The organism is Nonomuraea sp. NPDC001636 (assembly GCF_040298265.1).
In the GTDB taxonomy this organism is placed as follows: domain Bacteria; phylum Actinomycetota; class Actinomycetes; order Streptosporangiales; family Streptosporangiaceae; genus Nonomuraea.
Genome location: NZ_JBEOZT010000001.1, coordinates 386,549 through 409,469 on the forward strand (window position 1 = coordinate 386,549; position 22,921 = coordinate 409,469).

The 22,921-nt window shown below is 73.3% G+C and carries 24 protein-coding genes; 10 read left to right on the top strand and 14 right to left on the bottom strand.

Features of this window, described 5'->3' with window-relative positions:
• Positions 1-320: 320 nt before the first annotated feature.
• The gene (locus tag ABT158_RS01755) at positions 321-674 is read left to right on the top strand and encodes a nucleotide pyrophosphohydrolase (protein WP_352349799.1); all 354 of its coding nucleotides are present in this window, start codon (positions 321-323) and stop codon (positions 672-674) included.
• A gap of 214 nt (positions 675-888) precedes the next feature.
• Here ABT158_RS01755 and ABT158_RS01760 read toward each other — a convergent pair whose 3' ends face one another.
• Positions 889-2,367 carry an MFS transporter gene (locus tag ABT158_RS01760; protein ID WP_352349801.1) on the bottom strand — a complete coding sequence of 493 codons (1,479 nt, stop codon included), beginning with the start codon at positions 2,365-2,367 and terminating at the stop codon, positions 889-891.
• 89 nt (positions 2,368-2,456) lie between these two features.
• Here ABT158_RS01760 and ABT158_RS01765 point away from each other — a divergent pair, with 89 nt between their 5' ends.
• A complete protein-coding gene (locus tag ABT158_RS01765) occupies positions 2,457-5,582 on the top strand; it encodes an AfsR/SARP family transcriptional regulator (RefSeq protein WP_352349803.1) in 3,126 nt (1,041 codons plus the stop codon).
• A gap of 20 nt (positions 5,583-5,602) precedes the next feature.
• On the opposite strand, the gene ABT158_RS01770 is transcribed toward ABT158_RS01765, so the two are convergent.
• Positions 5,603-6,055, bottom strand: coding sequence for an SRPBCC family protein (locus tag ABT158_RS01770; RefSeq protein WP_352349805.1), 453 nt, complete (start codon positions 6,053-6,055; stop codon positions 5,603-5,605).
• A gap of 4 nt (positions 6,056-6,059) precedes the next feature.
• Positions 6,060-7,268, bottom strand: coding sequence for an MFS transporter (locus ABT158_RS01775; protein ID WP_352349807.1), 1,209 nt, complete (start codon positions 7,266-7,268; stop codon positions 6,060-6,062).
• 109 nt (positions 7,269-7,377) lie between these two features.
• Here ABT158_RS01775 and ABT158_RS01780 point away from each other — a divergent pair, with 109 nt between their 5' ends.
• Positions 7,378-8,592 carry an amidohydrolase family protein gene (locus ABT158_RS01780; RefSeq protein ID WP_352349809.1) on the top strand — a complete coding sequence of 405 codons (1,215 nt, stop codon included), beginning with the start codon at positions 7,378-7,380 and terminating at the stop codon, positions 8,590-8,592.
• Between the two features lie 92 nt (positions 8,593-8,684).
• Entirely contained in the window at positions 8,685-9,383 is a 699-nt protein-coding gene (locus ABT158_RS01785; RefSeq protein ID WP_352349811.1) for a helix-turn-helix domain-containing protein, read from the top strand.
• Here the strand turns inward: ABT158_RS01785 and ABT158_RS01790 are convergent.
• From ABT158_RS01790 to ABT158_RS01805, 4 genes are read right to left on the bottom strand one after another with little or no spacing between them, the layout of a single operon-like run.
• A complete protein-coding gene (locus tag ABT158_RS01790; protein ID WP_352349813.1) occupies positions 9,349-9,990 on the bottom strand; it encodes an alpha-ketoglutarate-dependent dioxygenase AlkB family protein in 642 nt (213 codons plus the stop codon). The genes ABT158_RS01785 and ABT158_RS01790 overlap by 35 nt on opposite strands.
• Positions 9,987-10,430, bottom strand: a complete 444-nt coding sequence (locus ABT158_RS01795; RefSeq protein WP_352349815.1) for a hypothetical protein — start codon at positions 10,428-10,430, stop codon at positions 9,987-9,989. The genes ABT158_RS01790 and ABT158_RS01795 overlap by 4 nt, the downstream gene beginning before the upstream one ends.
• A complete protein-coding gene (locus ABT158_RS01800; RefSeq protein ID WP_352349817.1) occupies positions 10,427-11,128 on the bottom strand; it encodes a 2OG-Fe(II) oxygenase in 702 nt (233 codons plus the stop codon). The genes ABT158_RS01795 and ABT158_RS01800 overlap by 4 nt, the downstream gene beginning before the upstream one ends.
• On the bottom strand, positions 11,125-11,613 hold the full coding sequence (locus tag ABT158_RS01805) for a methylated-DNA--[protein]-cysteine S-methyltransferase (protein ID WP_352349819.1): 489 nt from the start codon (positions 11,611-11,613) through the stop codon (positions 11,125-11,127). The genes ABT158_RS01800 and ABT158_RS01805 overlap by 4 nt, the downstream gene beginning before the upstream one ends.
• Positions 11,614-11,687: 74 nt before the next feature.
• Here ABT158_RS01805 and ABT158_RS01810 point away from each other — a divergent pair, with 74 nt between their 5' ends.
• Complete coding sequence (locus tag ABT158_RS01810; RefSeq protein ID WP_352349821.1) at positions 11,688-12,500, top strand: alpha/beta hydrolase; 813 nt, start codon at positions 11,688-11,690, stop codon at positions 12,498-12,500.
• 129 nt (positions 12,501-12,629) lie between these two features.
• Here ABT158_RS01810 and ABT158_RS01815 read toward each other — a convergent pair whose 3' ends face one another.
• Complete coding sequence (locus ABT158_RS01815) at positions 12,630-12,929, bottom strand: hypothetical protein (protein WP_352349823.1); 300 nt, start codon at positions 12,927-12,929, stop codon at positions 12,630-12,632.
• Between the two features lie 897 nt (positions 12,930-13,826).
• Between ABT158_RS01815 and ABT158_RS01820 the strand changes: the two genes are divergently transcribed.
• Positions 13,827-14,414: a maleylpyruvate isomerase family mycothiol-dependent enzyme gene (locus tag ABT158_RS01820; protein WP_352349825.1), complete on the top strand. Its 588-nt coding sequence runs from the start codon at positions 13,827-13,829 to the stop codon at positions 14,412-14,414.
• Between the two features lie 206 nt (positions 14,415-14,620).
• On the opposite strand, the gene recQ is transcribed toward ABT158_RS01820, so the two are convergent.
• Positions 14,621-16,447, bottom strand: a complete 1,827-nt coding sequence (gene recQ, locus ABT158_RS01825; protein ID WP_352349827.1) for a DNA helicase RecQ — start codon at positions 16,445-16,447, stop codon at positions 14,621-14,623.
• A gap of 64 nt (positions 16,448-16,511) precedes the next feature.
• On the bottom strand, positions 16,512-17,732 hold the full coding sequence (locus tag ABT158_RS01830; RefSeq protein WP_352349829.1) for an MFS transporter: 1,221 nt from the start codon (positions 17,730-17,732) through the stop codon (positions 16,512-16,514).
• Positions 17,733-17,807: 75 nt separating this feature from the next.
• Here ABT158_RS01830 and ABT158_RS01835 point away from each other — a divergent pair, with 75 nt between their 5' ends.
• The 3 genes from ABT158_RS01835 to ABT158_RS01845 all read left to right on the top strand — a co-directional run bounded on the left by ABT158_RS01835 (position 17,808) and on the right by ABT158_RS01845 (position 19,237).
• A complete protein-coding gene (locus tag ABT158_RS01835) occupies positions 17,808-18,569 on the top strand; it encodes an SDR family NAD(P)-dependent oxidoreductase (protein WP_352349831.1) in 762 nt (253 codons plus the stop codon).
• A gap of 28 nt (positions 18,570-18,597) precedes the next feature.
• A complete protein-coding gene (locus ABT158_RS01840; RefSeq protein WP_352349833.1) occupies positions 18,598-18,843 on the top strand; it encodes a type B 50S ribosomal protein L31 in 246 nt (81 codons plus the stop codon).
• 154 nt (positions 18,844-18,997) lie between these two features.
• Entirely contained in the window at positions 18,998-19,237 is a 240-nt protein-coding gene (locus ABT158_RS01845; protein WP_352349835.1) for a DUF3040 domain-containing protein, read from the top strand.
• Here the strand turns inward: ABT158_RS01845 and ABT158_RS01850 are convergent.
• The 4 genes from ABT158_RS01850 to ABT158_RS01865 all read right to left on the bottom strand — a co-directional run bounded on the left by ABT158_RS01850 (position 19,145) and on the right by ABT158_RS01865 (position 21,844).
• Positions 19,145-19,516, bottom strand: coding sequence for a DUF6343 family protein (locus ABT158_RS01850; RefSeq protein ID WP_352349837.1), 372 nt, complete (start codon positions 19,514-19,516; stop codon positions 19,145-19,147). The genes ABT158_RS01845 and ABT158_RS01850 overlap by 93 nt on opposite strands.
• Positions 19,517-19,528: 12 nt before the next feature.
• Positions 19,529-20,230 (bottom strand): maleylpyruvate isomerase family mycothiol-dependent enzyme, encoded by a 702-nt coding sequence (locus ABT158_RS01855; RefSeq protein WP_352349839.1) that lies wholly within the window; start codon positions 20,228-20,230, stop codon positions 19,529-19,531.
• 17 nt (positions 20,231-20,247) lie between these two features.
• Positions 20,248-20,931 carry a DUF4344 domain-containing metallopeptidase gene (locus ABT158_RS01860; RefSeq protein ID WP_352349841.1) on the bottom strand — a complete coding sequence of 228 codons (684 nt, stop codon included), beginning with the start codon at positions 20,929-20,931 and terminating at the stop codon, positions 20,248-20,250.
• 172 nt (positions 20,932-21,103) lie between these two features.
• Positions 21,104-21,844, bottom strand: a complete 741-nt coding sequence (locus tag ABT158_RS01865) for a hypothetical protein (protein ID WP_352349843.1) — start codon at positions 21,842-21,844, stop codon at positions 21,104-21,106.
• Positions 21,845-22,034: 190 nt separating this feature from the next.
• Here ABT158_RS01865 and ABT158_RS01870 point away from each other — a divergent pair, with 190 nt between their 5' ends.
• Positions 22,035-22,907, top strand: a complete 873-nt coding sequence (locus ABT158_RS01870; RefSeq protein WP_352349845.1) for a PfkB family carbohydrate kinase — start codon at positions 22,035-22,037, stop codon at positions 22,905-22,907.
• Positions 22,908-22,921 lie beyond the last annotated feature (14 nt).

Consider the following 22,921-nt stretch of genomic DNA (forward strand, 5'->3'; position numbering starts at 1 on the left):
CATACCCATTTGGAGCCGTCTGGCGCGCGTTTCGTTCGTCAGAGGGCGTCAAACGGGCTTTGGGGGCCTGGCAGTGCCCGTCAGAGGGCGAGGCCGGGTCCGGCGGCGGCGTCGATGACCTGGCCCCAGCGCAGCCCGGCCCCGACGCGGGCCGTCTCGTCGTCGTACCCGGGGGCGCCGGGGCCAGGACCGGGCCGTTGGAGTGGGAGGACACGGAAGCCGGTCGATGGCGGAAGCGGCCGGGGAACCAGACGGGGTTCGCCCGGACTGTCATCACCGGTCGTGATGAATCGGCCGGTGGGCCAGTAGGGTCGGGTGGCGTGAGCGAGGAGCTGGAAGGGCTGGCCGTACGGCTGCGGGAGTTCGCGCGGGCCCGCGACTGGGAGAGGTTCCACACGCCGAAGAACCTGGCGATGGCGCTGGCGGGGGAGGCGGGCGAGCTGGTAGCGGAGTTCCAGTGGCTGACCGCCGAGGAGTCCGCGAACCCCGACCCCGACACGCTCGCCCGCATCCGCGCCGAGCTCGGCGACGTGACCCTGTACCTGGTCCGGCTGGCCGACGTCCTGGGGGTCGATCTGGTGGCGGCGGCGACCGCCAAGCTGGCCGACAACGAACGCCGCTACGACGCGGCCGGCTACCGCGGCTCGGCCAGAAAAGCGCCGCCGTCCGGCTGACCCGGCGTACGAACGGCATGCCCGGAAGGCGCCGCCGTCCGGCTGACCCGGCGCACGAACGGCCGGCCCGGTCCGGTTGACCGGGCGTACGAACGGCATGTCCCGAGAGACCCGGGGACGGCGAAGGACCGCCGGCTGGGCCGGCGGTCAAGGGGCGAAGAGGGCGGGAGGGCGTGGGGACGAAGAGGTGAGAGGGCGAGAGGGCACGAAGGGGTCAGGGCGTGGGGCGGTGGTGGCGGAGGGTGAGGAGGGCGAAGACGGCCAGGCCCGCGAAGACCACCGCGCTCACCGCCCCCACCGTGTTCAGCCCCGCCGTGAACGCCGCCCGCGCCATCTCCAGCAGGCCGGGCAGGTCCTTGGCGGCGGTCACCGCCGCGCTGATGCTCTCCCGCACCGCCTCCACCGGCAGGTGCTCGGGGAGCCGCCCGCGGTAGACGGCCGTGCCCAGGCTGCCGAGCGCGGCCACCCCGACCGCCACCCCGAACTCGCCGCTCGTCTCGGTCAGCGCCGCCGCCGACCCGGCCTTCTCGGCGGGCGCGGCCGTCATGATCACGCTGTTGCCCGCGCCCATCGGCAGCGCGATGCCCGCCGAGGCCAGGACCAGCCCGGTGACGACCAGCCCGGTCCCGCCCACGCTGGGGACCTGGGTGTGCAGGAACAGCCCGACGGCGCCCAGCGCGAGCCCGGCGGCCATCACGTACGCGGTGCCGATCCGGGCGGCGAGCCGCGGCGCGACCGACAGGGCCACGATCATCGCCACGTTCTGCGGCACCAGCCACAGCCCGGCGCCCAGCGGCGACAACGACTCCACGGTCTGCAGGTACTGGGTGGTCATGAGCGTGGTCCCGGCCATGACGATCCCGCCGAGCGACATGATCCCCAGCGTCGCCGCGAACGCGCGGTTGCCGAACAGCCGCAGGTCCAGCAGCGGGTTGGGGAGCTCGCGCTGCCGCCTGACGAACACCACGCCGAAGGCCGTCCCGGCGGCCACCGCGAGCAGGGGGACGGGCTGCCAGCCGCCGCGCGCGACCTCCTTGAGCCCGTAGACGACCGGCAGGATGGTCGCCAGGGACAGGGCCACGCTGGCCGGGTCGAGGCGGCCGGCGTGCGGGTCGCGGTACTCGGGGAGCAGCAGCCGTCCGGCGACCAGCACGGCCGCCATGAACGGCACGCCCATCAGGAACGCCGACCCCCACCAGAAGTGCTCCAGCAGCAGCCCGCCCACCAGCGGGCCGACCGCCATGCCGAGCATGAAGCAGCCGTACCAGAGGCCGATCGCGGTGCCCATCTGCCGGCCGTCGGTGAACATCGTGCGGATCAGCGCCAGCGACGACGGCAGCAGCGTCGCCCCCGAGACGCCGAGCAGCGCCCGGGACACGATGAGCATCTCCGCGTTCACCGAGTACGCGGCGGCCACCGAGGCCGCGGCGAAGGCCACCGAGCCGATCAGCAGCAGCCTGCGCCGCCCGATCCGGTCGCCCAGCGTCCCCATCGTCACCAGGAACCCGGCCAGCATGAACGAGTAGATGTCCAGGATCCACAGCTGCTGCGGCGCGGAGGCGCCGAGTCCGGCGCTCAGGTGCGGCAGCGCCAGGTAGAGCACGCTCAGGTCGATGGAGAGCAGCAGGGCCACCGAGGCGAGGACCGCGAGGCCCGTCCATTCACGCCGTCCAGCGAGGGTGCCGGTCTTCATGTCGTTTCCCCTTTCGTTGCCTTCACGGTGCCGGAGGGCGCTTCCGGTGCGCTTCTCGTGGGCTTACGGCGGCGCATAAGGTGACGGACATGCGTTTTGGGGTGTTGGGCTCGCTGGCCGTGTGGACCGACGCGGGCGAGCCCGTGACGATCCCCGGGCTCAAGGTCCGGGCGCTGCTCGCCGACCTGCTCGTCCACGAGGGCCATCCGGTCTCGGCCGACCGGCTGGTGGAGGACCTGTGGGGCGAGGAGCCGCCGGGCAACCCGGCGGGCGCGCTCCAGGTGCGGGTGTCCCAGTTGCGCAAGGCGCTGGAGGACGCCGAGCCGGGCGGCAAGAACCTGGTGGTCTCGCGGGCGCCCGGCTACCTGCTGCGCACCGATCCCGGCGCGCTCGACGCGGACCGCTTCGCTGGCCTGCTGGCCCGCGCCGAGGCCGCCGACAGCCCGCGGACCAGGGCGGGGCTGCTGGCCGACGCCCTGGCGCTGTGGCGGGGGGCGGCGTACGCCGACTTCGCCGACGAGGAGTACACCAGGTCGGCGATCGTCCGGCTGGAGGAGCAGCGGCTCACGGCGCTGGAGCAGCGCGCCGAGGCCCGGCTCGAACTGGGCGAGCACGGGCTGCTCGTGGGCGAGCTGGGCGACCTGGTGGCCCGGCATCCGCTGCGCGAGCGGCTGCGCGCCGTGCACATGCGCGCCCTGTACCGGGCCGGACGGCAGAGCGACGCCCTGGCGAGCTTCGCCGAGCTGCGCGAGCGCCTGGCCGACGAGCTGGGCCTCGACCCCGGCCCCGAGCTGGTCGCGCTGCACCAGGCGATCCTGGCCCAGGACCCGGCGCTGAGCCTGCCCGCCGAGCGGCCCACCACGAACCTGCCCGCGTCCGTCAGCAAGCTCGTCGGCAGGGACGGGGCGCTGACCGAGGTCTGCTCGCTGGTCACCGCCGAGCGGCTGGTGACGCTGACCGGCACCGGCGGCGTCGGCAAGACCAGGCTGGCGCTGGAGGCGGCGCACCGGCTGCTGGACGGCTTCGCCGACGGCGCCTGGCTGGTCGCGCTCGACGGCGCCACCCACTCGCCCGCCGAGGCGATCATGGCCGCCCTGGACATCCGGGAGGACCCGTCGGGCGGCGACGTGCGCGAGCGGCTGGCCGCGGCGTTGCGGCCGAGGCGCGTGCTGCTCGTGCTGGACAACTGCGAGCACGTGGTCGAGCAGGTCGCCGACGTGGTCGACGGGCTGCTGGCCGCGGCGCCTGGCCTGACCGTCCTGGCCACCAGCCGGGAGCCGCTCGGCGTGGACGGCGAGGTGTTGTGGAGCGTCCCGCCGCTCGACCTGCCGGCGGGCACGGACCTGGCGGAGATGGCCCGTTCGGACGCCGTCCGGCTGTTCGTCGCCAGGGCCGCCGCCTCGGCCCGCGGGTTCGCCCTGGAGGCGGGCAACGCGCAGGCGGTGGCCCAGCTCTGCCGGCGGCTCGACGGCATCCCGCTGGCCCTGGAGCTGGCCGCGACGCGGGTGCGGGCGCTGGGCGTCCAGGGGGTGGTGGACCGGCTGGACGACCGGTTCAGGCTGCTGGCGTCCGGACGAAGGGGCGCGCCCGCCAGGCAGCAGACGCTCACCGCCGTGATCGACTGGAGCTGGGACCTGCTGTCGGACGAGGAACGGGTGGTGCTGCGCCGCCTGGCCGTGCACGCCGACGGCTGCACCCTGGAGTCGGCCGAGGCGGTGTGCGCCGAGCCGGGGCTCGATGTGCTCGACCTGCTGGCCCGGCTGGTCGACCGCTCGCTCGTGGTGGTCGCCGAGAGCACGACGGGCGTCAGGTACCGGCTGCTGGAGTCGGTGTCGGAGTACTGCGTGGGCCGCCTGGCCGAGGCCGGCGAGCTGGCCGACGTGCGCCGCGCCCACCTGCGCCACTACCTGGAGCTGGCCGTGGCGGCCGAACCCGGCCTGTACGGCGGCGAGCAGCGGGACCGCCTGCTGCGCCTGGACGCCGAGTCGGCCAACATGCGGGCCGCGCTGGACACCGCGATCGCCGAGGGGGCCGCCGACACCGCCGCGCGCCTGGTCAACGCGCTGGCCTGGTACTGGTTCCTGCGCGGCCGGCTGGCCGAGGGCAGGCGCTCGCTGGGCGCGGCGCTGGCCGTCGCGGGGCCGGACGGCCCGGCCAGGCACCGGGCGGCGGCCTGGCATGCCGGGTTCGCGCTCCTGCTGGGCGAGCAGGTCGCGTGGGAGCCGCTGCTGGAGCGGGTCGCCGACCCGGGCGAGCGGGCCAGGGCCGAGCTGTTCGCCGGCATGAGCGTGCCCGACATGGTCACCGGCCAGGAGCTGACCGGACGGGCGCTGGCCGCCTGCCGCGCCCTCGGCGACACGTGGGGCGTCGCCGTCGCGCTGGCCAGGCGGGCGCGGGACGCGTTCACCATGCGCGACACCGAGGCGCTGGAGCGCGACGCGGGGGAGAGCGCGCGGCTGTTCGGCGAGCTGGGCGACCGCTGGGGCATGTTGCAGGCCACCGAATGGCTGGCGGGCGCGGCTGAGATGGCCGGCGACCACGAGCGGGCGCGCCGGCTGTTCGCCGAGGGGCTGCGCATGGCCGAGGAGCTCGGCCTGTGGCCCGAGGTGGCCGGGCGCATCGCCTGGCTGGGCTGGACGGCCCTGCACGACGGCGCCTACGACCAGGCCATGGAGCTGTGCGGACGGGCGATGAAGCTGGCGCTCGGCCAGGGCTACAAGATGGGCGAGACCATGGCCGAGATGGGCCTGGCCTTCGCCGCGCGCCGCGCCGGGCTGCTCGACCTGGCCGAGTCGCACCTGCACCACCTGCTGGCGGGCCTGCCGCGCGACCCCGCCGTCGAGCCGCCGCTGCATCTGCCGGACCTGCTGGTCGAGCTGGGCCACGTCACCGAGCTGCGCGGCGACCCGGCCGCGGCCCTGGAGCTGCACCGGGAGGCGCTGGCCGCGGCGGTCAGGGTCGGCGACCCGCGCACGGCGGCGGCGTGCGTCGCGGGCGCGGCGTCGGCGGCCGGGCCGACCGAGCGGGCGGCGGTGCTGCTGGGGCTGGCCGCCGCGGTCCGCGAGCAGATCCAGACCCCGGCCAACGCCGCCGAACGCGAGGCGGAGCAGCGGGTCACGGCCAGGGTCCGGGACGCGCTCGGTGAGCGCGCCTTCGCCGCGGCGTACGAGCGGGGCGGCACGTACAAGCTGGACGACGCCCTCGGCCTGTTCTGAGGGTCGGCACGCGCTCGGGATCAGCGGGCGACATGCTCGGCCAGGCGGTCGAAGAACTCGTCCCAGCCTGCCCTGGCCTGCTCGGCGTGCTCCTGGTCGGTGTTGACGCCGAACTGGTGGAAGCGCATCTCGGTGCCGCCGTCCCGGTCGAGCAGGTCGAGCGTCACGACCGAGGCCGGGCCGTCGCCGGGGTTGTCGGGGTCGCCGGTGGTGAACACCAGCCGGGCGGGTTCCTGCACCTCGCGGTAGGAGCCCTCCAGCGTCGCCTCGAACCCCTCCTCGCCGACGAGCGTCGCGCGCCACCGGCCGCCGGGACGGGCGTCGAGGGTGATCCGGCCGACCGGCGTGGCCAGCATGCGGGGGCCGAACCAGCGGGAGAAGCGCTCGGGCTGGGTCCAGGCGGCGTAGACGTCCTCGCGGGGGGCGTCGAAGGTGCGGACGATCTCGTACTGCGCGGTCTGCGTCGTTGTCATGCCTCTACGATGCGGGAGCGGCCTTACGGTCCTCTTCCGGCGGCCTTACGGTGATCTGCCGCACCGGCCGCAAGGTCAGCAGCGCCAGGCAGCCGGCGACCGTGACCAGCGCGGAGAAGCCCAGCACCTCGCGGGAGCCCACCAGGGCGGCGACCGGCCCGGCCAGCGCCTGGCCGATCGGCAGCGACATGGTCGAGCCGCCGATCTCGTACGCGCTGACCCGGTTCAGCGCCTCGGCCGGCACCAGCGTCTGCACGCTCGTCGCCCACATCACCGACCAGAACGCCCACCCCGCCCCGCCCACCACGTGGCAGGCCATGATCACGCCGAGCGGCACGCCGGCCGCGAAGCTCAGCGGCTCCAGCGCGAACAGGAACATGCCGATCCCGCCCGCCGCCAGCGGCCTGGCCGGCCTGATCCGCAGCGCCACCAGGCCGCCCACGATCGTCCCGGCCCCGCTCGCCGACATGACCAGCCCGTACGCGGTCTGCCCGTACGCGTCGGTCACCAGCACCGAGCCCAGCGGGATCAGCGGCCCGAACAGGGTGATCCCGAAGACCACCCAGATCAGGATGACGCTCCACATCCACGTGCGCGACCGGAACTCCCGCCAGCCCTCCCGCAGCCGCACCAGCACCGGCTCCTCACCGGAGCCCGCCACCCGCACCCGCATGAGCAGCAGGCACGCCGCGCTGATCGCGAACCCGGCCGAGTCGGCGGCGAACACCACGCCCACCCCGGCCAGCCCGACCAGCGCCCCCGCCAGCCCCGGCCCGAGCAACTGCATGATCGCCTCGGACATGCGCAGGGTCGCGTTGGCCCGCTGCACGTCGGCCGCGATCCGCGAGATAGTGCCCGCGACGCCCGGCGTGTACATGGCGGCCGCCGCTCCTGCGACCGCCGACAGCGCCACGACCTGCCACAACTCCGGCCGGCCCAGCCCGAACAGGGCCGCCGTGCCCGCCTGCGTCGCCGTCCTGGCCAGGTCGGCGCCGACCATCATGCGGCGGGGCGTGAACCGGTCCATGAGCACGCCGCCGAACAGGATGAGCCCGGCCATCGGCACCATCCAGGCGGCCAGCGCCAGGCCGACGCCGGTGGCGCCGTAACCGGCGTCGTGCATGCCGAGCGCGGTGGCCACCGGCATCATCGCCGAGCCCAGCATCGACACCGTGCGGGCGGTGAAGAAGAGCACGAAGTCGCGCGTCCACATGGACGGCCATCATGCCGTAATAAGTAAACCTTCCTATCAATTGGGGGGCCGTGTTTCCGGCGCCCGGCGGGGCGGGCGTGGCGGGGCCGCGTGTGGCACTGTGGAGGGCATGCGGATCATCCGTGCCGGCACGGTGCTCACCGGGCGTCCCGGAGAGGTCATCACGGACGGCGAGGTGCTGATCGACGGCTCGCGCATCGTCTCGGTGGGCCCGCGCGGCAGCGCGGGACAGGCCGCGGAGACGCTCGACCTGCCCGGCCACACGTTGCTGCCCGGTCTCGTCGACGCGCACGTGCACCTCGGGTTCGACGGCACGGTCGACCCGGTGACCGGGCGCAGCGCCGTGAGCGACGGCCATCTGCTGCTGCGCATGGCCGAGAACGCCCGCAAGCTCGTCTCCGCGGGCGTCACCACGGCCCGCGACCTCGGCGGCCGCGGCTTCCTCGACCTCACCCTGCGCGACGCGATCGAAAGCGGCCTCGCCGTCGGCCCCCACCTGATCGCCGCGACCCGGCCGATCACGGTCACCGGCGGCCACTGCTGGTACATGGGCGGCGAGGCCGACGACGAGCCGTCCGTCCGCCGGGTGGCCAGGGAGAACCTGCGGGCCGGCGCCGACTGCCTCAAGGTGATGGCCTCGGGCGGCGAGATGTCGCCCGGCTCGGTGCCGAGCTGGCGGGCCCAGTACCCGGCCGCGCTGATCAGGGCCGCCGTGGAGGAGGCCGCGACGCGCGGCAAGACCGTCGCGGCCCACGCCCACGCCCCCGAGTCGATCGGCAACGCGCTGGAGGCCGGGGTCACCACGATCGAGCACTGCACGTTCCACACCCCGGCGGGCCCGGCCTACGACGCGCGGCTGGCCGACCGCATCGCGGCAAGCCGCACGTACGTGTGCCCGACCGTGCACGGCCAGTTCTGGAACCTGCGCGCGCTCGTCGGCGCCGAGCCGATGGACCGCTGGCTGGGCAACCTCGCCGCCATGCGCGAGGCCGGGATCAGGCTCGTCGCCGGGACCGACACCGGGTTCGCCATCGCCGGGCTGGACAAGCGCACCGACGACTACGTGTCGGGGCTGGAGGTCTTCGCCGAGGCCGGGTTCGGCAACGCCGAGATCGTCGAGCTGGCCACCGTACGCGCCGCCGAGGCGTGCGGGGTCGGGGCCCAGACCGGCAGCCTGGCGGCCGGGAAGCGCGCCGACGTCATCGCGGTCCGCGGCAACCCGCTCGACCGCCTGGCCGACCTGCGCGCGCTCGACCTCGTGCTGGTGTCGGGGCGGTCGGTCAGCCAGAAGCACGTCGACACCGTGACCTCGTCCGTCGGCTGAGCCGGAGGGGAAGGCCCGGCCGCTCCGGTTCCTGGCGTGGCTCGCCCGCGGCCTGTCCGCCTGACGGGACGCCGGGCGCTAGGCTGCCGCGTGTGGAGTTGAAGGATCAGGTACGCGAGCTGCGCGCCCAGGGCAGGTCCCCCAAGGAGATCGCCCGGGCGCTCAAGGTGTCGCCGTCGGTCGTCGCGCCCCTCGTGCGCGCCATCGCCGCCGAGAACGTGACGTCGGCCGAGCCCGAGGTGGTCGGCTGCTGGATCAACGTCGGCTGGAGCGCCGGGCTGGGCGTCGACCCGGCCAAGGGCTGGGTCGACGAGGCCCCGGAGTCCGGCGCCGGCGGCATGGTGTGCGTGCTGGTCGCCCGGCGCCACACCTGGGACCGGATGACGGTCTGCGGCTACCTCGCCGACGTCTACTGCCTCGGCATCAAGAACACCATCGGCCCCGACGTGCTCGACGAGCGCGACCTGCGCAGGTTCCGCGAATACTTCTTCGGTGAGTACGCGGGCTACCAGGAGGCGCCGATCGAGCTGGCCCAGCACCTGGTCTTCGGCTCGATCGACTACGCGCGCACCCTCGGCTTCGAGCCCCACGAGGACTTCTCGCCCGTCAGCGACCTGCTGGGCAAGTGGGAGGGCGGCTCGGCCATCACCTTCGGCCGCGACGGCAAGCCCTTCTACATCCCGGGCCCGCACGACGACCCGGGCAAGGTCCTGCGCATCCTGCGCCGCACCCTCACCGACGACCAGTTCGACTACTTCATCGAAGACCCGTCACCCTCATCGTCACGTTGAGGCGCCCGGCGGCCAGGCCCGTGGCCGGGTCGCCGGTGCCCGGATAGACCTTCGGCACGCCGTGGTAGGCGAAGCGGGACGCCCCGCCGAACACGAACAGATCACCCGAGGCCAGCTCGACGTCCGTGTACGGCTTCCCGCGCGTCTCGGTGTTGCCGAAGCGGAACAGGCACGTGTCGCCGACGCTCAGGGACACCACCGGGGCGTCGGAGCGCTCGTCCTTGTCCTGGTGCATGCCCATCCTGGCCTGGCCGTCGTAGAAGTTGACCAGCGCGGTGTCGGGGTCGTAGCCGTCGTCCGGGCGGCCGTAGGCGTCGGCCAGCGCGCGGCGGCCGAGGTCGCCGAGCCACGTGGGGAACGCGGCGACCCGCCGCCCGTTCACGTCGTGGGCCAGACGCGTGTACCGGTACGGCTGCCAGTGCCAGCCGACGCACACCGTCCGCACCGACATCACGCCGCCGCCGGGCAGCACGGTGTGCCGGATCGGCACCGGGCCGGTCGCCCACGCGCGGCAGGCGCGCACCAGGTCCTGCTGCTCGGCGAGGGACAGCCAGCCGGGGACGTGCACCGCGCCCGGGGCGATCTCCCGCATGGGTAGGGGGATCATGTCGGGTCCTGATAAATCAGGTTTCGTCCTATTCGCCATGTCGTGCCGTCGGTGTCGGCTCCGCGCATGCCTTCCAGTGTCCCAGGAGCGGCCAGGGCGACCGCGCGGGCCGTGGCCGCCGAACCGTACGTCCGGCGCGGATCCCAGTCGGTGCTGCGGCGCAGACGTTCGCTCATCCCGGCCCACCCCGCCGGCGCGCCCGCGACCACCCAGGCGTCCGGTTCGCCCGCCGTGAACCGCCTGGCCTGGCGCAACCACGACGCCGCCGTCTCCGGCCAGGCGACCACCGCGAGTACCGTCCCGTCCCAGGCGTCGGCGAACGCCTCGGCCAGGCGGGCGCCGTCCCGGCCGTGGCCGACGACGACGGCCCGCGGCCGCGGGCGCTGGGCCCGGACGAGGGCGAGCAGCGCGTCCAGCTCGGCCGTCTGCACGCCGGTCATGTCGCGTCGTGGAGGACCAGGCCGAGGGTGTGCCGCAGCCCCGAACGCACGGTGCTGACCCCGTGCCGCACCGGCGAGGCCGACCAGCCGCGCGAGGAGCGCACCGGCCGGTCGCGGGTGGTGAAGATCAGCCCGTGACCCTGCGGCAGCGCGGTCACCGTCCCCCGCGACTGGGCCCTCGGCCGCTGCTCCACCAGCAGGAACTCGCCCCCGGTGTAGTCCTCGCCGGGCCGGTCGAGCCCGATGACGACCTGCAGCGGGAACACGAGGTCGCCGTACAGGTCGCGGTGGAGCGCGTTCCAGTCGTTCTCCCGGTAGCGCAGCAGGATGGGGGTCGGCTTGGTCTGTCCCGCCGCGTGACACATGTCCAGCCACTCGGCGAAGTCGTCCGGCCAGGGCGCGGGCTGCCCCAGCCGGGCCGCCCAATCGCGGGCGATCGGCAGCAGACGCGGATAGAACGCCGCCCGCAACTCCTCCACCAGCGGCGGGAACGGCCGGCGGAAGTACCGGTACTGGCCGGAGCCGAACCGGTGGCGGGCCATGTCGACCGTCGAGCGGAACCGGCCGGCCTCGTCGTACAGGCCGGAGATCTCCGCGCACTCCCCGGGCGAGAGCAGCCGCGGCGTCAGCGCGCAGCCGTGCGCGTCGAGCTCCCCGGCCAGCCGCTGCCAGTCGGCCCCGTCCACCTGCGGCGTCATGACGACACGCTCCAGAGCTGCGGCTGCAGGACGCCTTCGAGGGTGAGCAGGTCGCACTTGCGTTCCAGGCCGCCCGCGTAGCCGGTCAGCGCGCCGTCCGCGGCGACCACCCGGTGGCAGGGGACCACGACGAGCAGCGGGTTCGCGCCGATCGCCGCGCCGACCGCGCGGACCCGGTCCCGCGCCACGCCGGCGCGGGCGGTCAGCTCGCCGTAGCTCGTCGTCGTCCCGTACGGCAGCGCCGCCACCTGCGCCCACACCCGCTGCTGGAACGCCGTCCCGCGGGCGGCCAGGGGCAGGTCGAACGAGGTACGCCCGCCCGCGAAGTACTCGCCGAGCTGCCGTTCGGCCTCCTCGAACGCGGCCGGCTCCCGGCGTCCGGGCGGCGCGCCCACGTCGAACGACGCGCGGGTCAGCCGTCCCGCGCCGTCGCCGACGAGGAGAATCTCGCCCAGCGGACTGTCGATGGTGGTGTGGATGTCCATACCCTCTACAACACCGGCGCGCCCGCGGAAGTCAGCGGTTTTCGGACGTCGTGGCTGGATGGGAGAGGAAGTTCATGGCCGAGTCGCGAGAGCACACCTTCACCGGCACGCGGGGGCTGAACGTCGTCCGCGAATGGCCGCACGACCGGCCCCGCTACATCGCCCTCCTCGTCCACGGATACGGCGAGCACATCGGCCGTTACGAGTACGTCGCCGACCGTCTCGTCCGGCACGGCGCCGCCGTCTACGGACTCGACCACATGGGCCACGGCAGGTCGGCGGGCGAACGCGTGCTGGTCGAGGACTTCGAGGACGTCGTCACCGACGTGCACACCGTCGAGGAGCGCGCGAGGGCCGACCATCCCGGCGTCCCGGTCGTGCTGATCGGCCACTCCATGGGCGGCATGATCGCCGCCCGGTACGCCCAGCGCCACGCTGAGGGCCTGACCGCGCTCGTGCTGTCGGGCCCGGTGATCGGCGAGTGGGCGGTCATCCCCGCGCTGATGGCGCTCGACGAGCTGCCCGACATCCCCATCGACCCGGCCACGCTCTCCCGCGACCCGTCGGTGGGGGCGGCGTACGCGGACGACCCGCTGGTCTGGCACGGGCCGTTCAAGCGGGCCACGGTGGAGGCGTTCGCCGCGATGCTGGACACGATCGCCAAGGGCGGCACGTTCGGCGCCCTGCCCACGTTGTGGGTGCACGGCGACGACGACCAGCTCGTACCGCTGGCCGGCAGCCGGGTCGGGGTGGAGGCGGTCAAGGGCACCGACCTGACCGAACGCATCTACGCCGGCGCCCGCCACGAAGTCTTCAACGAGACCAACCGTGACGAGGTTCTCACCGACCTCCAAACCTTCGTCGACCGAGCACTGAGCAACCGGTAACGAGGGCTGCAGCGTCTGGTGCGCCCCTGGCTGCCGGACAACCGCCAGCCAGGGTGGGGCGTGCAGTGGCTTGCCGGGCGCTGGGCTGCCGGTAGCCGGGTGGCGCGTGCGGTGGGTTGCCGGGTGTTGTCAGCCGACCGGTAGCCAGAGGTGACCCTTGCCGTGGGTGCGGCTGAGCTCGATCTTCCAGCAGCCGGGCTTGGGGAAGACGAGCCCGGTGCCCCATTCGTCCCCCGGCCGGTGCCAGGACGACCCGCCGTGCTCCTCGGGCCCCCAGGCGAGGCGGGCGGCGGTGCCGTCAGGAAGGGACGCCCTGACCGTCAGCGGCCCATCCCCGGTCATCCGCCACACGATCTTGGTGGTCTTCTTCCGGCGAAGCGGCAGCTTGGACACGAACAACAACCCCCACACCTCGGCGTCCGCCGACACCCCCCGCACCTCCGGAAACCCACCCCCGCCAACCACCAACGCCCCCCGACACCCCACCCCAGCTCCAGGGCTCTGGCGGCCGTCGCTGCTCAGAGTGGGGGCGGGACTCAGGCTCGGGCTAGGAAGGGAGCCGGCATCGGTGCGCAGTCCGGCCCCCGAGTCCGGAGCCCGGTCAGCCTCGGCGCTCAGGTTGGAGACGGGCGTCGGAGCCGGGCTGGCGTCGGTGCTCAGGTTGGAGACGGGGGCCGGGGTTGGGCCGGCGTCGATGCTCAGGCGGGGGGCCGGGGTCGGGCCGGAGTGGACGCTTCCGCTGGGGTCAGGCACCGGGGCGGCATCGGCGGTCGGGCTTGCGCTCCTGCTCCCACCTTCGCCCGCTGGGATCCCCGAAGCCGCACTCACCGAGGAATCCGCGCTGCTCCCCGCACCTCCGAACGAGGCCCCACCGCCACCAGCCTCCCGCCCAGGCCCGCCACCTCCAGCACATCCAACCCCCGCCAGCAGCACCGCCACCGAAATCACCGCCATCTTCCTCATGCCCTCACCTACCCCCCACCCGCCAAAAAGGTTCCAACGGGGCCCGCGCCGCCCAAACCATCCCCACCGGCCCGAAAGGTTCCAGCGGGACCTATGTGGCCCCACCACCCCCACCGGTCCGAAAGGGTTCCAACGGGGCCCGCGCCGCCCAAACCATCCCCACCGGCCCGAAGGGTTCCAGCGGGGCCCGCGCCGCCCGCGCCACCCCCATCGGCCCGAAGGGTTCCAGTGGGACCTACGCCGCCCGCACCACCCCCACCCGCTCGAAAGGTCGGCGGTTGGGGAGTAGGGGTGGCGGTTGGGGGTGGGGGAGGGCGATGATTTTTGGTCTTCCGCGCGGTCTGTATGAATCGAGGAGGCGACATGGACGAACGGGCGCAGGCGTTGACGGCAGGGGTGGCGTTGCTGGAGCGGGCCATCCACTACACCTTGGGCAGCCTGCGCGTGGTGAGCCCACACGTCCTGTGCCGGCCCACCCCCTGCTCCCGCTGGAACCTCCAGGAGCTCCTGGACCACATGCAGGACTCCTTCGAGGCCCTGAACGAGGCCGCGCTCGGCCGCATCGCCCCCGCCCGCAGACCCGTGCCGGTCGGCGGGCCGGTGTGCGGGAACCCGGCGCTGCTGCTCAGGGACGGCGCGACGGAGGTGCTCGGCACATGGACGGGCACGATCCAGGCCGGAATGATCGCGGTGGGTGACGTGCCCATGACGACGCCGATGGTGGCCGCGGCGGGCGCCATCGAGATCACCGTGCACGGCTGGGACATCGCGCGGGCCTGCGGTGAACATCGCCCGATCCCGCACGCCCTCGCCGAAGAGCTGCTGGACCTGGCCCATCTCTTCGTCACCGACGAGGACCGCCCGGTCCGGTTCGGCGCCCGGCTGCGGCCGCCCCCGCTGGGCACCGCCCAGGACCACCTCCTCGCCTACCTCGGCCGCCGGCCGAACTGACGGCACGACCGGCCCCCCACCCGGCGGCGGCACCCCGTACGATCAAAGAGGGACACCGGGGCCCGGCATCCGTCCGGCCGGTCGCGGGCCACGCGCCTCGACCGGATCGGCCAGCGTGATGGCGACGACCGTTCTTCGTGCGGCCGTCGCCATCACCCCGAACCGTGGCCCTCCCCCGAGCTGAGCGAGCTGAGCGGGGGACGGCGTCAGGCGTCTTCGGTGGCCGCCGACCCGACGACCTCCAGGACCTGGTCTCCGTATTTGGCGAGTTTGTTCTCCCCGACCCCGTTGACCCTGCTCAGCTCAGCCAGCGAGGACGGCGACAACGTGGCGATCTCCCGCAGCGTGGCGTCGTGGAAGATGACGTACGCGGGCACGCCCTGCTCCTTGGCGACCGCGCCCCGCCAGGCCCGCAGCCGCTCGAACAGCGGCGCCGCCTCGGCGGGCAGCTCGGCGGCCGGCTGGCCCTTCGCCCCGGACGACCCGGACGACCGGGACGCCGGACGGGCCGTGTCGCGGCGCAACGGCACCTCCCGCTGCCCGCGCAGCACGTCGGCGCTGGCATCGGTGAGCACCAGCGTGCCGTGGTCGGACTCCACCGCGAGCAGGCCCTGCGCCAGCAGTTGCCGGACCACGCCGTGCCACTCGGCGTTGCCCAGGTCGGCGCCCACGCCGAAGACGGTCAGCGAGTCGTGGCCGTGCTGGAGCACCTTGGCCGTCTTCTTGCCGAGCAGGATGTCGACCACCTGCCCGACGCCGAACTTCTGGCCGCGCTCCCGCTTCAGCCGCAGCACGGTGGACAGCACCTTCTGGGCGGCGATCGTGCCGTCCCAGGACTCGGGCGGGCTCTGGCAGGTGTCGCAGTTGCCGCAGGGCTCGGCGCCCTTCTGCCCGAAGTAGTCGAGCAGCATGACCCGGCGGCAGCCGGCGGTCTCGCACAGCGCCAGCATGGCGTCGAGGTGCAGGACCTGGCGGCGGCGGTGGGCCTCGTCGCCCTCCAGGGCCATGCGCCGGTGCTGGACGACGTCCTGCAGGCCGTAGGCCATCCAGGCGGTCGCGGGCAGGCCGTCGCGACCGGCGCGGCCGGTCTCCTGGTAGTAGCCCTCGACCGACTTGGGCAGGTCGAGGTGGGCGACGAAACGCACGTCGGGCTTGTCGATGCCCATGCCGAACGCGATGGTGGCCACCACGATCAGCCCGTCCTCACGCAGGAAGCGGGACTGGTGGGCGGCGCGGGTGCGGGCGTCGAGCCCGGCGTGGTACGGCACCGCCGCGATGCCGTGGTCGGCCAGGAACGCGGCGATCTTCTCCACCGACGAGCGCGACAGGCAGTAGACGATGCCGGAGTCGCCCGGGTGCTCGGTGCGCAGGAAGTCGAGGAGCTGCCGCTTGGGGTCGCTCTTGGACGTGATGCGGTAGTGGATGTTGGGCCGGTCGAAGCCGGCCACGAAATGGCGGGCCTGGTCGAGGCCGAGCCGGGTGGAGATCTCGGCGTGGGTGGCCGGGGTGGCGGTGGCGGTCAGCGCGATGCGCGGCACCTGCGGCCAGCGCTCGCGCAGCTCCGACAGGGCGAGGTAGTCGGGGCGGAAGTCGTGGCCCCACTGTGCCACGCAGTGGGCCTCGTCGATGGCGAACAACGAGATCTCGCCCTTGGCCAGCAGCCGCATCGTGGCCTCGACGCGCAGCCGCTCGGGGGCGAGGTAGAGCAGGTCGAGCTCGCCGGCCAGGAACTCGGCCTCCACGAGCTGGCGCTCGTCGAAGTCTTGAGTGGAGTTGAGGAAACCGGCCCGCACGCCGAGCGCGCGCAGCGCGTCGACCTGGTCCTGCATGAGCGCGATCAGCGGCGAGACGACGACCCCCACCCCCGGGCGCACGAGCGCCGGGATCTGGTAGCACAGCGACTTGCCGCCGCCGGTGGGCATGAGCACCAGCGCGTCGCCGCCGCCGACGACGTGGTCGATGATCTCCTGCTGACCCGCCCTGAACGAGTCGTAACCGAAGACGCGGTGGAGAGCCTCGGTGGGGGTATCCATGCGGCTACCTTACGTGGTCGTCGGCCGACGTTCCGTCAGTTCCGCCGACGGCGGACCGCGGGTCTCAGGTCGGCTCGGCGGGCAACGCGGCCTGTCGCTCCGGCGCCCGCCCGTACCGATCGTAGGCCACCAGCGAGAGCGCTCCGAGCACGCAGGCCGCCGCCACCGAGGCCATCACCGCCGGGTATCCGGCGACCTGCGCCACCGCCGCCGACAGCAGCGGGGCCACGGCCTTGGACACCGTGACGGGCAGGGCGAGCGCGCCGCTCAGCGTCGCGTACGCGGCCGTGCCGTACCGGTCGGCCAGCAGGGCGGGACGGGCGATCGTGGCCACCCCGAACCCCAGCCCGAACAGCACCACCCCCGCGATCGCCCCCGCCGCGCTGTCGCCCGCCAGCGGCAGCAGCAGCGCGGCCACCCCCTGGACGGCGAACATCGCCGCCGTGACCAGCGCCACCGGCCACCGGCTCTGCAGCCCCGTCGTGACCAGCCGCCCGGTCACCGACAACACGCCGAGCAGCCCGGCCACGCTCGCCGCGAACAACGGCGGATGCCCGAGCGCGATCAGGTACGTCACCAGCAGCACCCCCATGACCGCCACCGCGCCCGTCTGGGCCAGGAAGGCGGCCACCAGCAGCCAGAACGGCCGCTCGCGCAGCGCGGAGCCGACGATCGCGCGACGCCGGGCCGGCGGCGCGGACGCCCCCCGCCCCCGCACGGCCAGCGCGTGCAGCGGCACGGCCGTCAGCGTGTACCCGGCGGCCAGGACGACCAGCGCCTGCCGCCAGCCGTAGCGGTCCACGAGGAACCCCGTCAGCGGCAGGAAGATGCTGGAGGCGAACCCGGCCACCACCGTCACGGCGAGCAGCGCGCGCGCCCGCCGGGCCGGGTCGAAACCGGCGACGATCACCGCGAAGGCGGCCTCGTAGAGCACCATGGCCGAGGCGATCCCGAGGGCCGCGCACACCAGATAGAGCTGCGTCACGGTGCGCACCTGCGACCAGGCGAGCACCGCGAGCCCGCCCAGCAGCGACCCGGCCGTCATCAGCGCGCGCCCGCCGTGCCGGTCGAGCAGGCGTCCGACGAAGGGGGCGACCAGCGCGGACACCAGCACCGACACCGTGATCGCGCCGGTGAGCTGGGCGACCCCGGTGCGCAGGTCGCGGGCCATCGGCGGGATGAACACCGAGAACGCGTAGTAGAGCACGCCGTAGCCGGCCGTCTGCGTGATCGCGAGCGCCCCGACCACGCGGGCCGGCGACCTCGGACCGGGTACGGCGATCACGCCCTGGTACGTTCCCGTTCACCGGCCGGAAATACGGTGACAAGGGTCACTCCGGGACCGAGTAGCGTCGGACGCATGAGTCTTTCCTACGTGGTGACCGGCGGCGGGCGTGGCATCGGGAAGGCCGTGGTCCAGCGGCTCCTGGGGGAGAAGGACACCGTCGTCGTCATCGACCGCGACGGCGGCTCGCTGTCCTGGACGGGCCCCCGCGTCGTCCCCGTGGTGGGCGACGCGGCCGACGAGGAGCTGGTCTCCTGGGCCGCCGACCGGGCCGAGGAGGCCGGGACGCTGGCGGGCTGGGTCAACAACGCGGCGATCTTCCGGGACGCCTCCGTGCACGACGCCCCGATCGCCGAGGTCAGGCAGCTGATCGCGGCCAACCTGGACCTGGCGCTGGTGGGCTGCGCGGTCGCCGTCCGCCGCTTCCTCGCGGCGGGCACGCCGGGCGCGATCGTCAACGTCACCTCCCACCAGGCCACCCGGGCGGTGCCCGGCAGCCTGCCCTACGCCACCGCGAAGGCCGCGACCGAGGGCCTGACCAGGTCGCTGGCCGTCGAGTACGGCCGGTACGGCATCAGGGTCAACGCCGTCGCGCCCGGCTCGGTGGCCACCGAACGCTACGAGGACTTCCTGGCCTCCAGGACCGCCGACGAGGTGGTGGACGTCGAGCGCCAGATGGCCAGGGTGCACCCCCTGGGCCGGGTCGCCTTCCCCGCCGAGGTGGCCTCGGTCGTGGCGCACCTGCTCTCGCCGGACGCCTCGTTCGTCAACGGCGCGACGATCCCTGTGGACGGCGGCCGGACCGTCCTCGGGATGGACCCCGAAGCTAGGGAATGAAAACCATTGCCATCCGGTTGAGAGGGGCATGAAGAAGAACCTGCACCCCTCGTACCGTCCGGTCGTCTTCCGCGACCCGAGCGCCGGCTTCGCCCTCCTCACCCGCTCGACCCTGACGAGCGGCAGGACCATCGAGTGGGAGGACGGCAGGACCTACCCGGTCGTGGACGTCGACGTGTCGTCGGCCAGCCACCCGTTCTATACCGGCCGCAGCCGCGTCCTCGACACCGAGGGCCGCGTCGAGCGCTTCAACCAGCGCTACGGCAAGAAATGACAGCCAAGGCTTGACCCGCCCCCGTCCGTTCCGCGCCTTCCGGCCGGAACGGCCGGGGGTTTCGGCATGTCACGCCAAGGAGGCGCCGGGCGGGCATGCTGGGGCTACTGGTGGGTACAAGGCTTTCACCGGCGTGGGAGCAATGGTGATCGCGATGGGTCTCTCTGGAAGGGAACGCCGCATCCTCGCTGAGATCGAGCAGGGCCTCGAACGGGACGATCCCGAACTGGCCCGGCGCGTGGCGGCGATCAACAGGATCGAGTCCGACGGTATCGACTACCCGCAGGCCTACGGTGACCGGCTACGGGTGTGGGCGCTGACCCATGTCTGGATCATCTTCGGGGTGGCCGCCGGGGTGATCCTGCTGCTCCTGCTGGCCGTGCTCACCACCTGATCCGCCGTGCTCCGCGCCTGACCGAGCGTGCCCGCCGCCCGACGGCCCGGCGCGCCGGCGTCTGAGCACCGCCAGGTCCACGGCGGCCACCACGGCCACCGCGGCGGCCAGGGCGGCCTCCCAGACCCACACCTGCTGACCCGTGGCCATCGCGCGGGTCACGAAGAAGACCGCCGCGGCCGCGGCGACGACCAGGGCGATCCACGACAGCACCCGCCTCGCGCGCAGCGGGCTGCGCGCCGTCACCGGCTCGGTGCCCGCACGGTTGCGCAGCCACATCCCGCTCTCCTCTCAGGCCAGGCACCGCAGCGCGGCGGCGACCCGCGGGTCGAGCCCGTCGGTCGGCAGCCGGCCCACGGTGGCCTCCACGAACTCCGGGTACGACAGCGACGCGCTGCCCTGGTCGACGCTCACCCAGATCTGCTCGGCCGTCTGCTCCACCTGCGCCCTCGACCCCTGCTCGGCCAGCACGAACCGCCCGACGGCGACCCGCCAGAACGTCCGGTCGTCGATCTCCTCCTGCGCCACGGGCGCGCCGACGTCGTCGGCGTGGGTGGCGTACTCGGAGTCGTAGTGGAAGGTCTGCAACCCCACCGGGTACGGGCCCGCCGTCGTGTCGATCAGCGCGTCGGGGCCGAGGGCGCGCATGCGCTCGCGCGTCTCGCCGTTCTTGGTGCGCCACTCCTGGAGCACCTCCTCGACGGGCAGGTCGCGGCGCTGCCGTACGGACCACTCGTTGAAGTCGTTGAACCCGGTGACCCCCTCGGCGGCCACCCGGGTCAGCAGCTCCTGCACGGTGCCGTCGAGACAGGCGTGGTTGTACGCCTCCTCGCCCGCCAGATGGGCCAGCACGTCGCGCACCGACCACCCGGCGCAGCGGGACGGACGCGCCCAGCCCGCCTCGTCGAGACCGTCGAAGAACCGGTCGAGCCGGGCCGCCTCGGTGTCGAAGATGTCGAACGGGTCGAAGTCTCTGAGCAGCTCCTCAGCCATACATCCGGACGTACCCCTCAGGCCCCGACTTTCACGGCCAGCGACCCCAGTTCCGCCCTGGCCCGCTCGTACTCGGCGCGGCACGACGGGACCCGCTCGGCCGGCACCCAGCCGCCCTTGGCGATGCGGGCGTATTTGACGGGGTCGGCGCCGTACAGGAGGCAGGCGAACGTGGCGGAGGCGGCCGTGCCCGACAGATGGTCGGCGTGGGTGTGGGCGGCCAGCAGGTGGCGGGCCTCGGCGGCGGCCACCACGTGACCGCCGTCGCGCGCCGCGAGCGTGAGCGCGGCGAACCGGTCGGCCTGCGGCTCGTCGGCGGGCAGGCCGTTGAGCGCGGCCAGGGCGTGGCCGAGCTGGTGGTGGTAGAGGGCGGCCAGGGCGCCGTCCACGCGGGCGGCGGTGGTGCGCCGGTCGGCCTCCTCCGTCTCGGAGACGCCGGTGAGCGTGCGGTCGATCTTGGCGACCAGCGAGTAGCAGATCGTGATCCGCCGCCGGTCGCCGTTCCAGGTGGCGCGGGGGGCGTCGCAGCCGCGGGCGACGACCTGGACGCCGCCCAGCCGGGTGCGCAGCACGCCGCTGTCCTTCAGGAGCTTCCTGGCGTGCTGCTCGCGGGCCGTGCCGGCGGGCTCGTAACGGACCGAAGGGGCCGCCCCCAACGTGCTCGTCAGGCTCAGGACGAGGGCGATCAGGGGGTGGGGCATATGGGGGCTCCTGTCGGATCGACGCGGTGTCCGTGAGGCGGCGGGCCGCCTCCTTTGCAAATGGGACAGTCCATGCGGCGATCCGCTGATCGATAAACCTCTCCGGCGGCAAAAGAATCCGGAAATGCCGGAGGCCCGGCTCCCCTCAGGGGAACCGGGCCTCGGCGATCAATCAGCGGTGGTGCCAGGAGCGGTACACCTTGACGTAGTCGCGACGGCTCTCGGAGCTGTTGAGCTCGTCGTCACCCTCGAAGACGGCCTTGAACGTGCCGCTCTTCCAGGCGCGGGTCTTGGTGGCGAACTTGCCGCCCCAGGAGGTCTTGGCCGAGGCGACCCACTTCCAGCCGCTGGAGCCGTCGGCGCGGTAGTAGACGCTGACCTTCTCGCCGCGCAGACCCTCCCAGCCTTCGTCATCGACCTGAAGGCGACCGGAGAAGTAGATCGAGCGGCCCTGACGGACCTTGTAGGGGTCGGCCGTGAAGCGCGTGATGCGGGTGTCGGCCTTGCCCTTCTGGATCTCGACGGCGAAGAACGCGGAGTCGGTGGCGACCTGCTTGTTGTCCTTGTCGAAGGCCACGGCGGTGGCCTTCCACTTGCCGGCGAAGTCGCCCTCGTTGAACGGGACGGCGAAGCGCCAGCCCTCGAGGTCCTTGACGTCCTTGGCACGGAAGGTGCGGACGTCGCCCTCCGGAGCCACGCTCAGCGTGACCTTCTTGACGTCGGAGCTGGCCCCGATGTCGAAGTACGCGGTGGTCTCGCTGCCGGCCTTCACCACGACCGGGTTGGGGGTGATGTCACGGATCTTGAGCTCCGTGGCGTGCTTGGTCGCGGTGGCGGAGGCGGCGCCCGCGCCGGAAACCAACATGGCCCCGCCGACGAAGGCGGTGATGATTCCTACTGCGATCTTTCTCATGAGGGTGCTGATTCCTCTCCCCGTATCGACTCGAAGCCGGCACCGGGGCGCGCCGGCTTCCTCTACTACTTTGAGGCACGAGCTGGGGAAAAGGTTCGCTAAAGATACAGAAAATATTTGATCACGGTCCTAACCAGGACTTATGCGAAAAAATCATTCGGCGTAGTCGTGACCAACTACAGTCTGGCTCATGACGGACGTCTACGCGCTGGGTGAGCCGCTCGGGGTGGTCTCCAGCGGCCGGGTGCGGCACGAGAACGAGGCCAGGCTGGACGTCTGCGGCCCCGAGTTCACCCTCGTGATCGCCCTGTCCAGACTGGGCCACCGATGCGCGTACGCCGCCCGGGTGGGGGACGACGAGCTGGGCGCCAGAGCGCTGACCGTGCTCAGGGGCGAGGGCGTGGACGTCGAGGACGTGCGGGTGGTCGAAGGGGCGCGTACCGGGATGGTGCTCAGGGAGGTGCGCGTCGGCCGCGAGCCGGTGACCGCCCAGTACCGCACCCGCTCGGCCGGGTCCCGGCTGTCGCCCGGCAACGTGCCGATGGACCGGGTGGGCGCCGCCAGGATGCTGCACGTGACCGGCGTCACGGCGGCCCTGAGCAGGGACGCGCTCGACGCGGTGCACGCCGCCATGAGCGCGGCGCGGACGGCCGGGGTGATGATCTCGTTCTCCGTGGACTACGTGCCCGAGCTGTGGCCCTCGGTCCGGGAGGCCGAGGAGGTGCTCGGCGAGCTGGCCTGCCGGTCCCACCTGCTCTTCCTCGCCCAGGACGAGCTGGACCTGGTCAAGCCCGCCCTCACCCCCGAGCGCGAGGTCGTGGTGGACCGGGGCGCCAAGGGGGCCAGCGTGCGCGCCGACCGCATGCGTTACGACGTGGCCGTCCCGCAGGTGCCCGTCGTGGACATGGCGGGGGCGGGGGAGGCGTTCGCGGCCGGTTACATCAGCGCCGCGCTCGACGGCCTGACGCCGCAGGAACGGCTGCACCGGGGCGCGCTGCTGAGCGCGGCGGCGATGTCGAGCGTGAGCGACTGGCAAGGCTTGCCGTCCAGGGCGGAGCTGTGACGCAGAATTTCGCA

Excerpts from the sequence above, each read along its gene's own strand:
- ABT158_RS01760 (WP_352349801.1), bottom strand. The coding sequence starts at position 2,367 with ATGAAGACCGGCACCCTCGCTGGACGGCGTGAATGGACGGGCCTCGCG.
- ABT158_RS01765 (WP_352349803.1), top strand. The coding sequence starts at position 2,457 with ATGCGTTTTGGGGTGTTGGGCTCGCTGGCCGTGTGGACCGACGCGGGC.
- ABT158_RS01770 (WP_352349805.1), bottom strand. The coding sequence starts at position 6,055 with ATGACAACGACGCAGACCGCGCAGTACGAGATCGTCCGCACCTTCGAC.
- ABT158_RS01775 (WP_352349807.1), bottom strand. The coding sequence starts at position 7,268 with ATGTGGACGCGCGACTTCGTGCTCTTCTTCACCGCCCGCACGGTGTCG.
- ABT158_RS01780 (WP_352349809.1), top strand. The coding sequence starts at position 7,378 with ATGCGGATCATCCGTGCCGGCACGGTGCTCACCGGGCGTCCCGGAGAG.
- ABT158_RS01790 (WP_352349813.1), bottom strand. The coding sequence starts at position 9,990 with ATGATCCCCCTACCCATGCGGGAGATCGCCCCGGGCGCGGTGCACGTC.
- ABT158_RS01795 (WP_352349815.1), bottom strand. The coding sequence starts at position 10,430 with ATGACCGGCGTGCAGACGGCCGAGCTGGACGCGCTGCTCGCCCTCGTC.
- ABT158_RS01800 (WP_352349817.1), bottom strand. The coding sequence starts at position 11,128 with ATGACGCCGCAGGTGGACGGGGCCGACTGGCAGCGGCTGGCCGGGGAG.
- ABT158_RS01805 (WP_352349819.1), bottom strand. The coding sequence starts at position 11,613 with ATGGACATCCACACCACCATCGACAGTCCGCTGGGCGAGATTCTCCTC.
- ABT158_RS01810 (WP_352349821.1), top strand. The coding sequence starts at position 11,688 with ATGGCCGAGTCGCGAGAGCACACCTTCACCGGCACGCGGGGGCTGAAC.
- ABT158_RS01820 (WP_352349825.1), top strand. The coding sequence starts at position 13,827 with ATGGACGAACGGGCGCAGGCGTTGACGGCAGGGGTGGCGTTGCTGGAG.
- recQ (WP_352349827.1), bottom strand. The coding sequence starts at position 16,447 with ATGGATACCCCCACCGAGGCTCTCCACCGCGTCTTCGGTTACGACTCG.
- ABT158_RS01835 (WP_352349831.1), top strand. The coding sequence starts at position 17,808 with ATGAGTCTTTCCTACGTGGTGACCGGCGGCGGGCGTGGCATCGGGAAG.
- ABT158_RS01840 (WP_352349833.1), top strand. The coding sequence starts at position 18,598 with ATGAAGAAGAACCTGCACCCCTCGTACCGTCCGGTCGTCTTCCGCGAC.
- ABT158_RS01845 (WP_352349835.1), top strand. The coding sequence starts at position 18,998 with ATGGGTCTCTCTGGAAGGGAACGCCGCATCCTCGCTGAGATCGAGCAG.
- ABT158_RS01850 (WP_352349837.1), bottom strand. The coding sequence starts at position 19,516 with ATGTGGCTGCGCAACCGTGCGGGCACCGAGCCGGTGACGGCGCGCAGC.
- ABT158_RS01855 (WP_352349839.1), bottom strand. The coding sequence starts at position 20,230 with ATGGCTGAGGAGCTGCTCAGAGACTTCGACCCGTTCGACATCTTCGAC.
- ABT158_RS01860 (WP_352349841.1), bottom strand. The coding sequence starts at position 20,931 with ATGCCCCACCCCCTGATCGCCCTCGTCCTGAGCCTGACGAGCACGTTG.
- ABT158_RS01865 (WP_352349843.1), bottom strand. The coding sequence starts at position 21,844 with ATGAGAAAGATCGCAGTAGGAATCATCACCGCCTTCGTCGGCGGGGCC.
- ABT158_RS01870 (WP_352349845.1), top strand. The coding sequence starts at position 22,035 with ATGACGGACGTCTACGCGCTGGGTGAGCCGCTCGGGGTGGTCTCCAGC.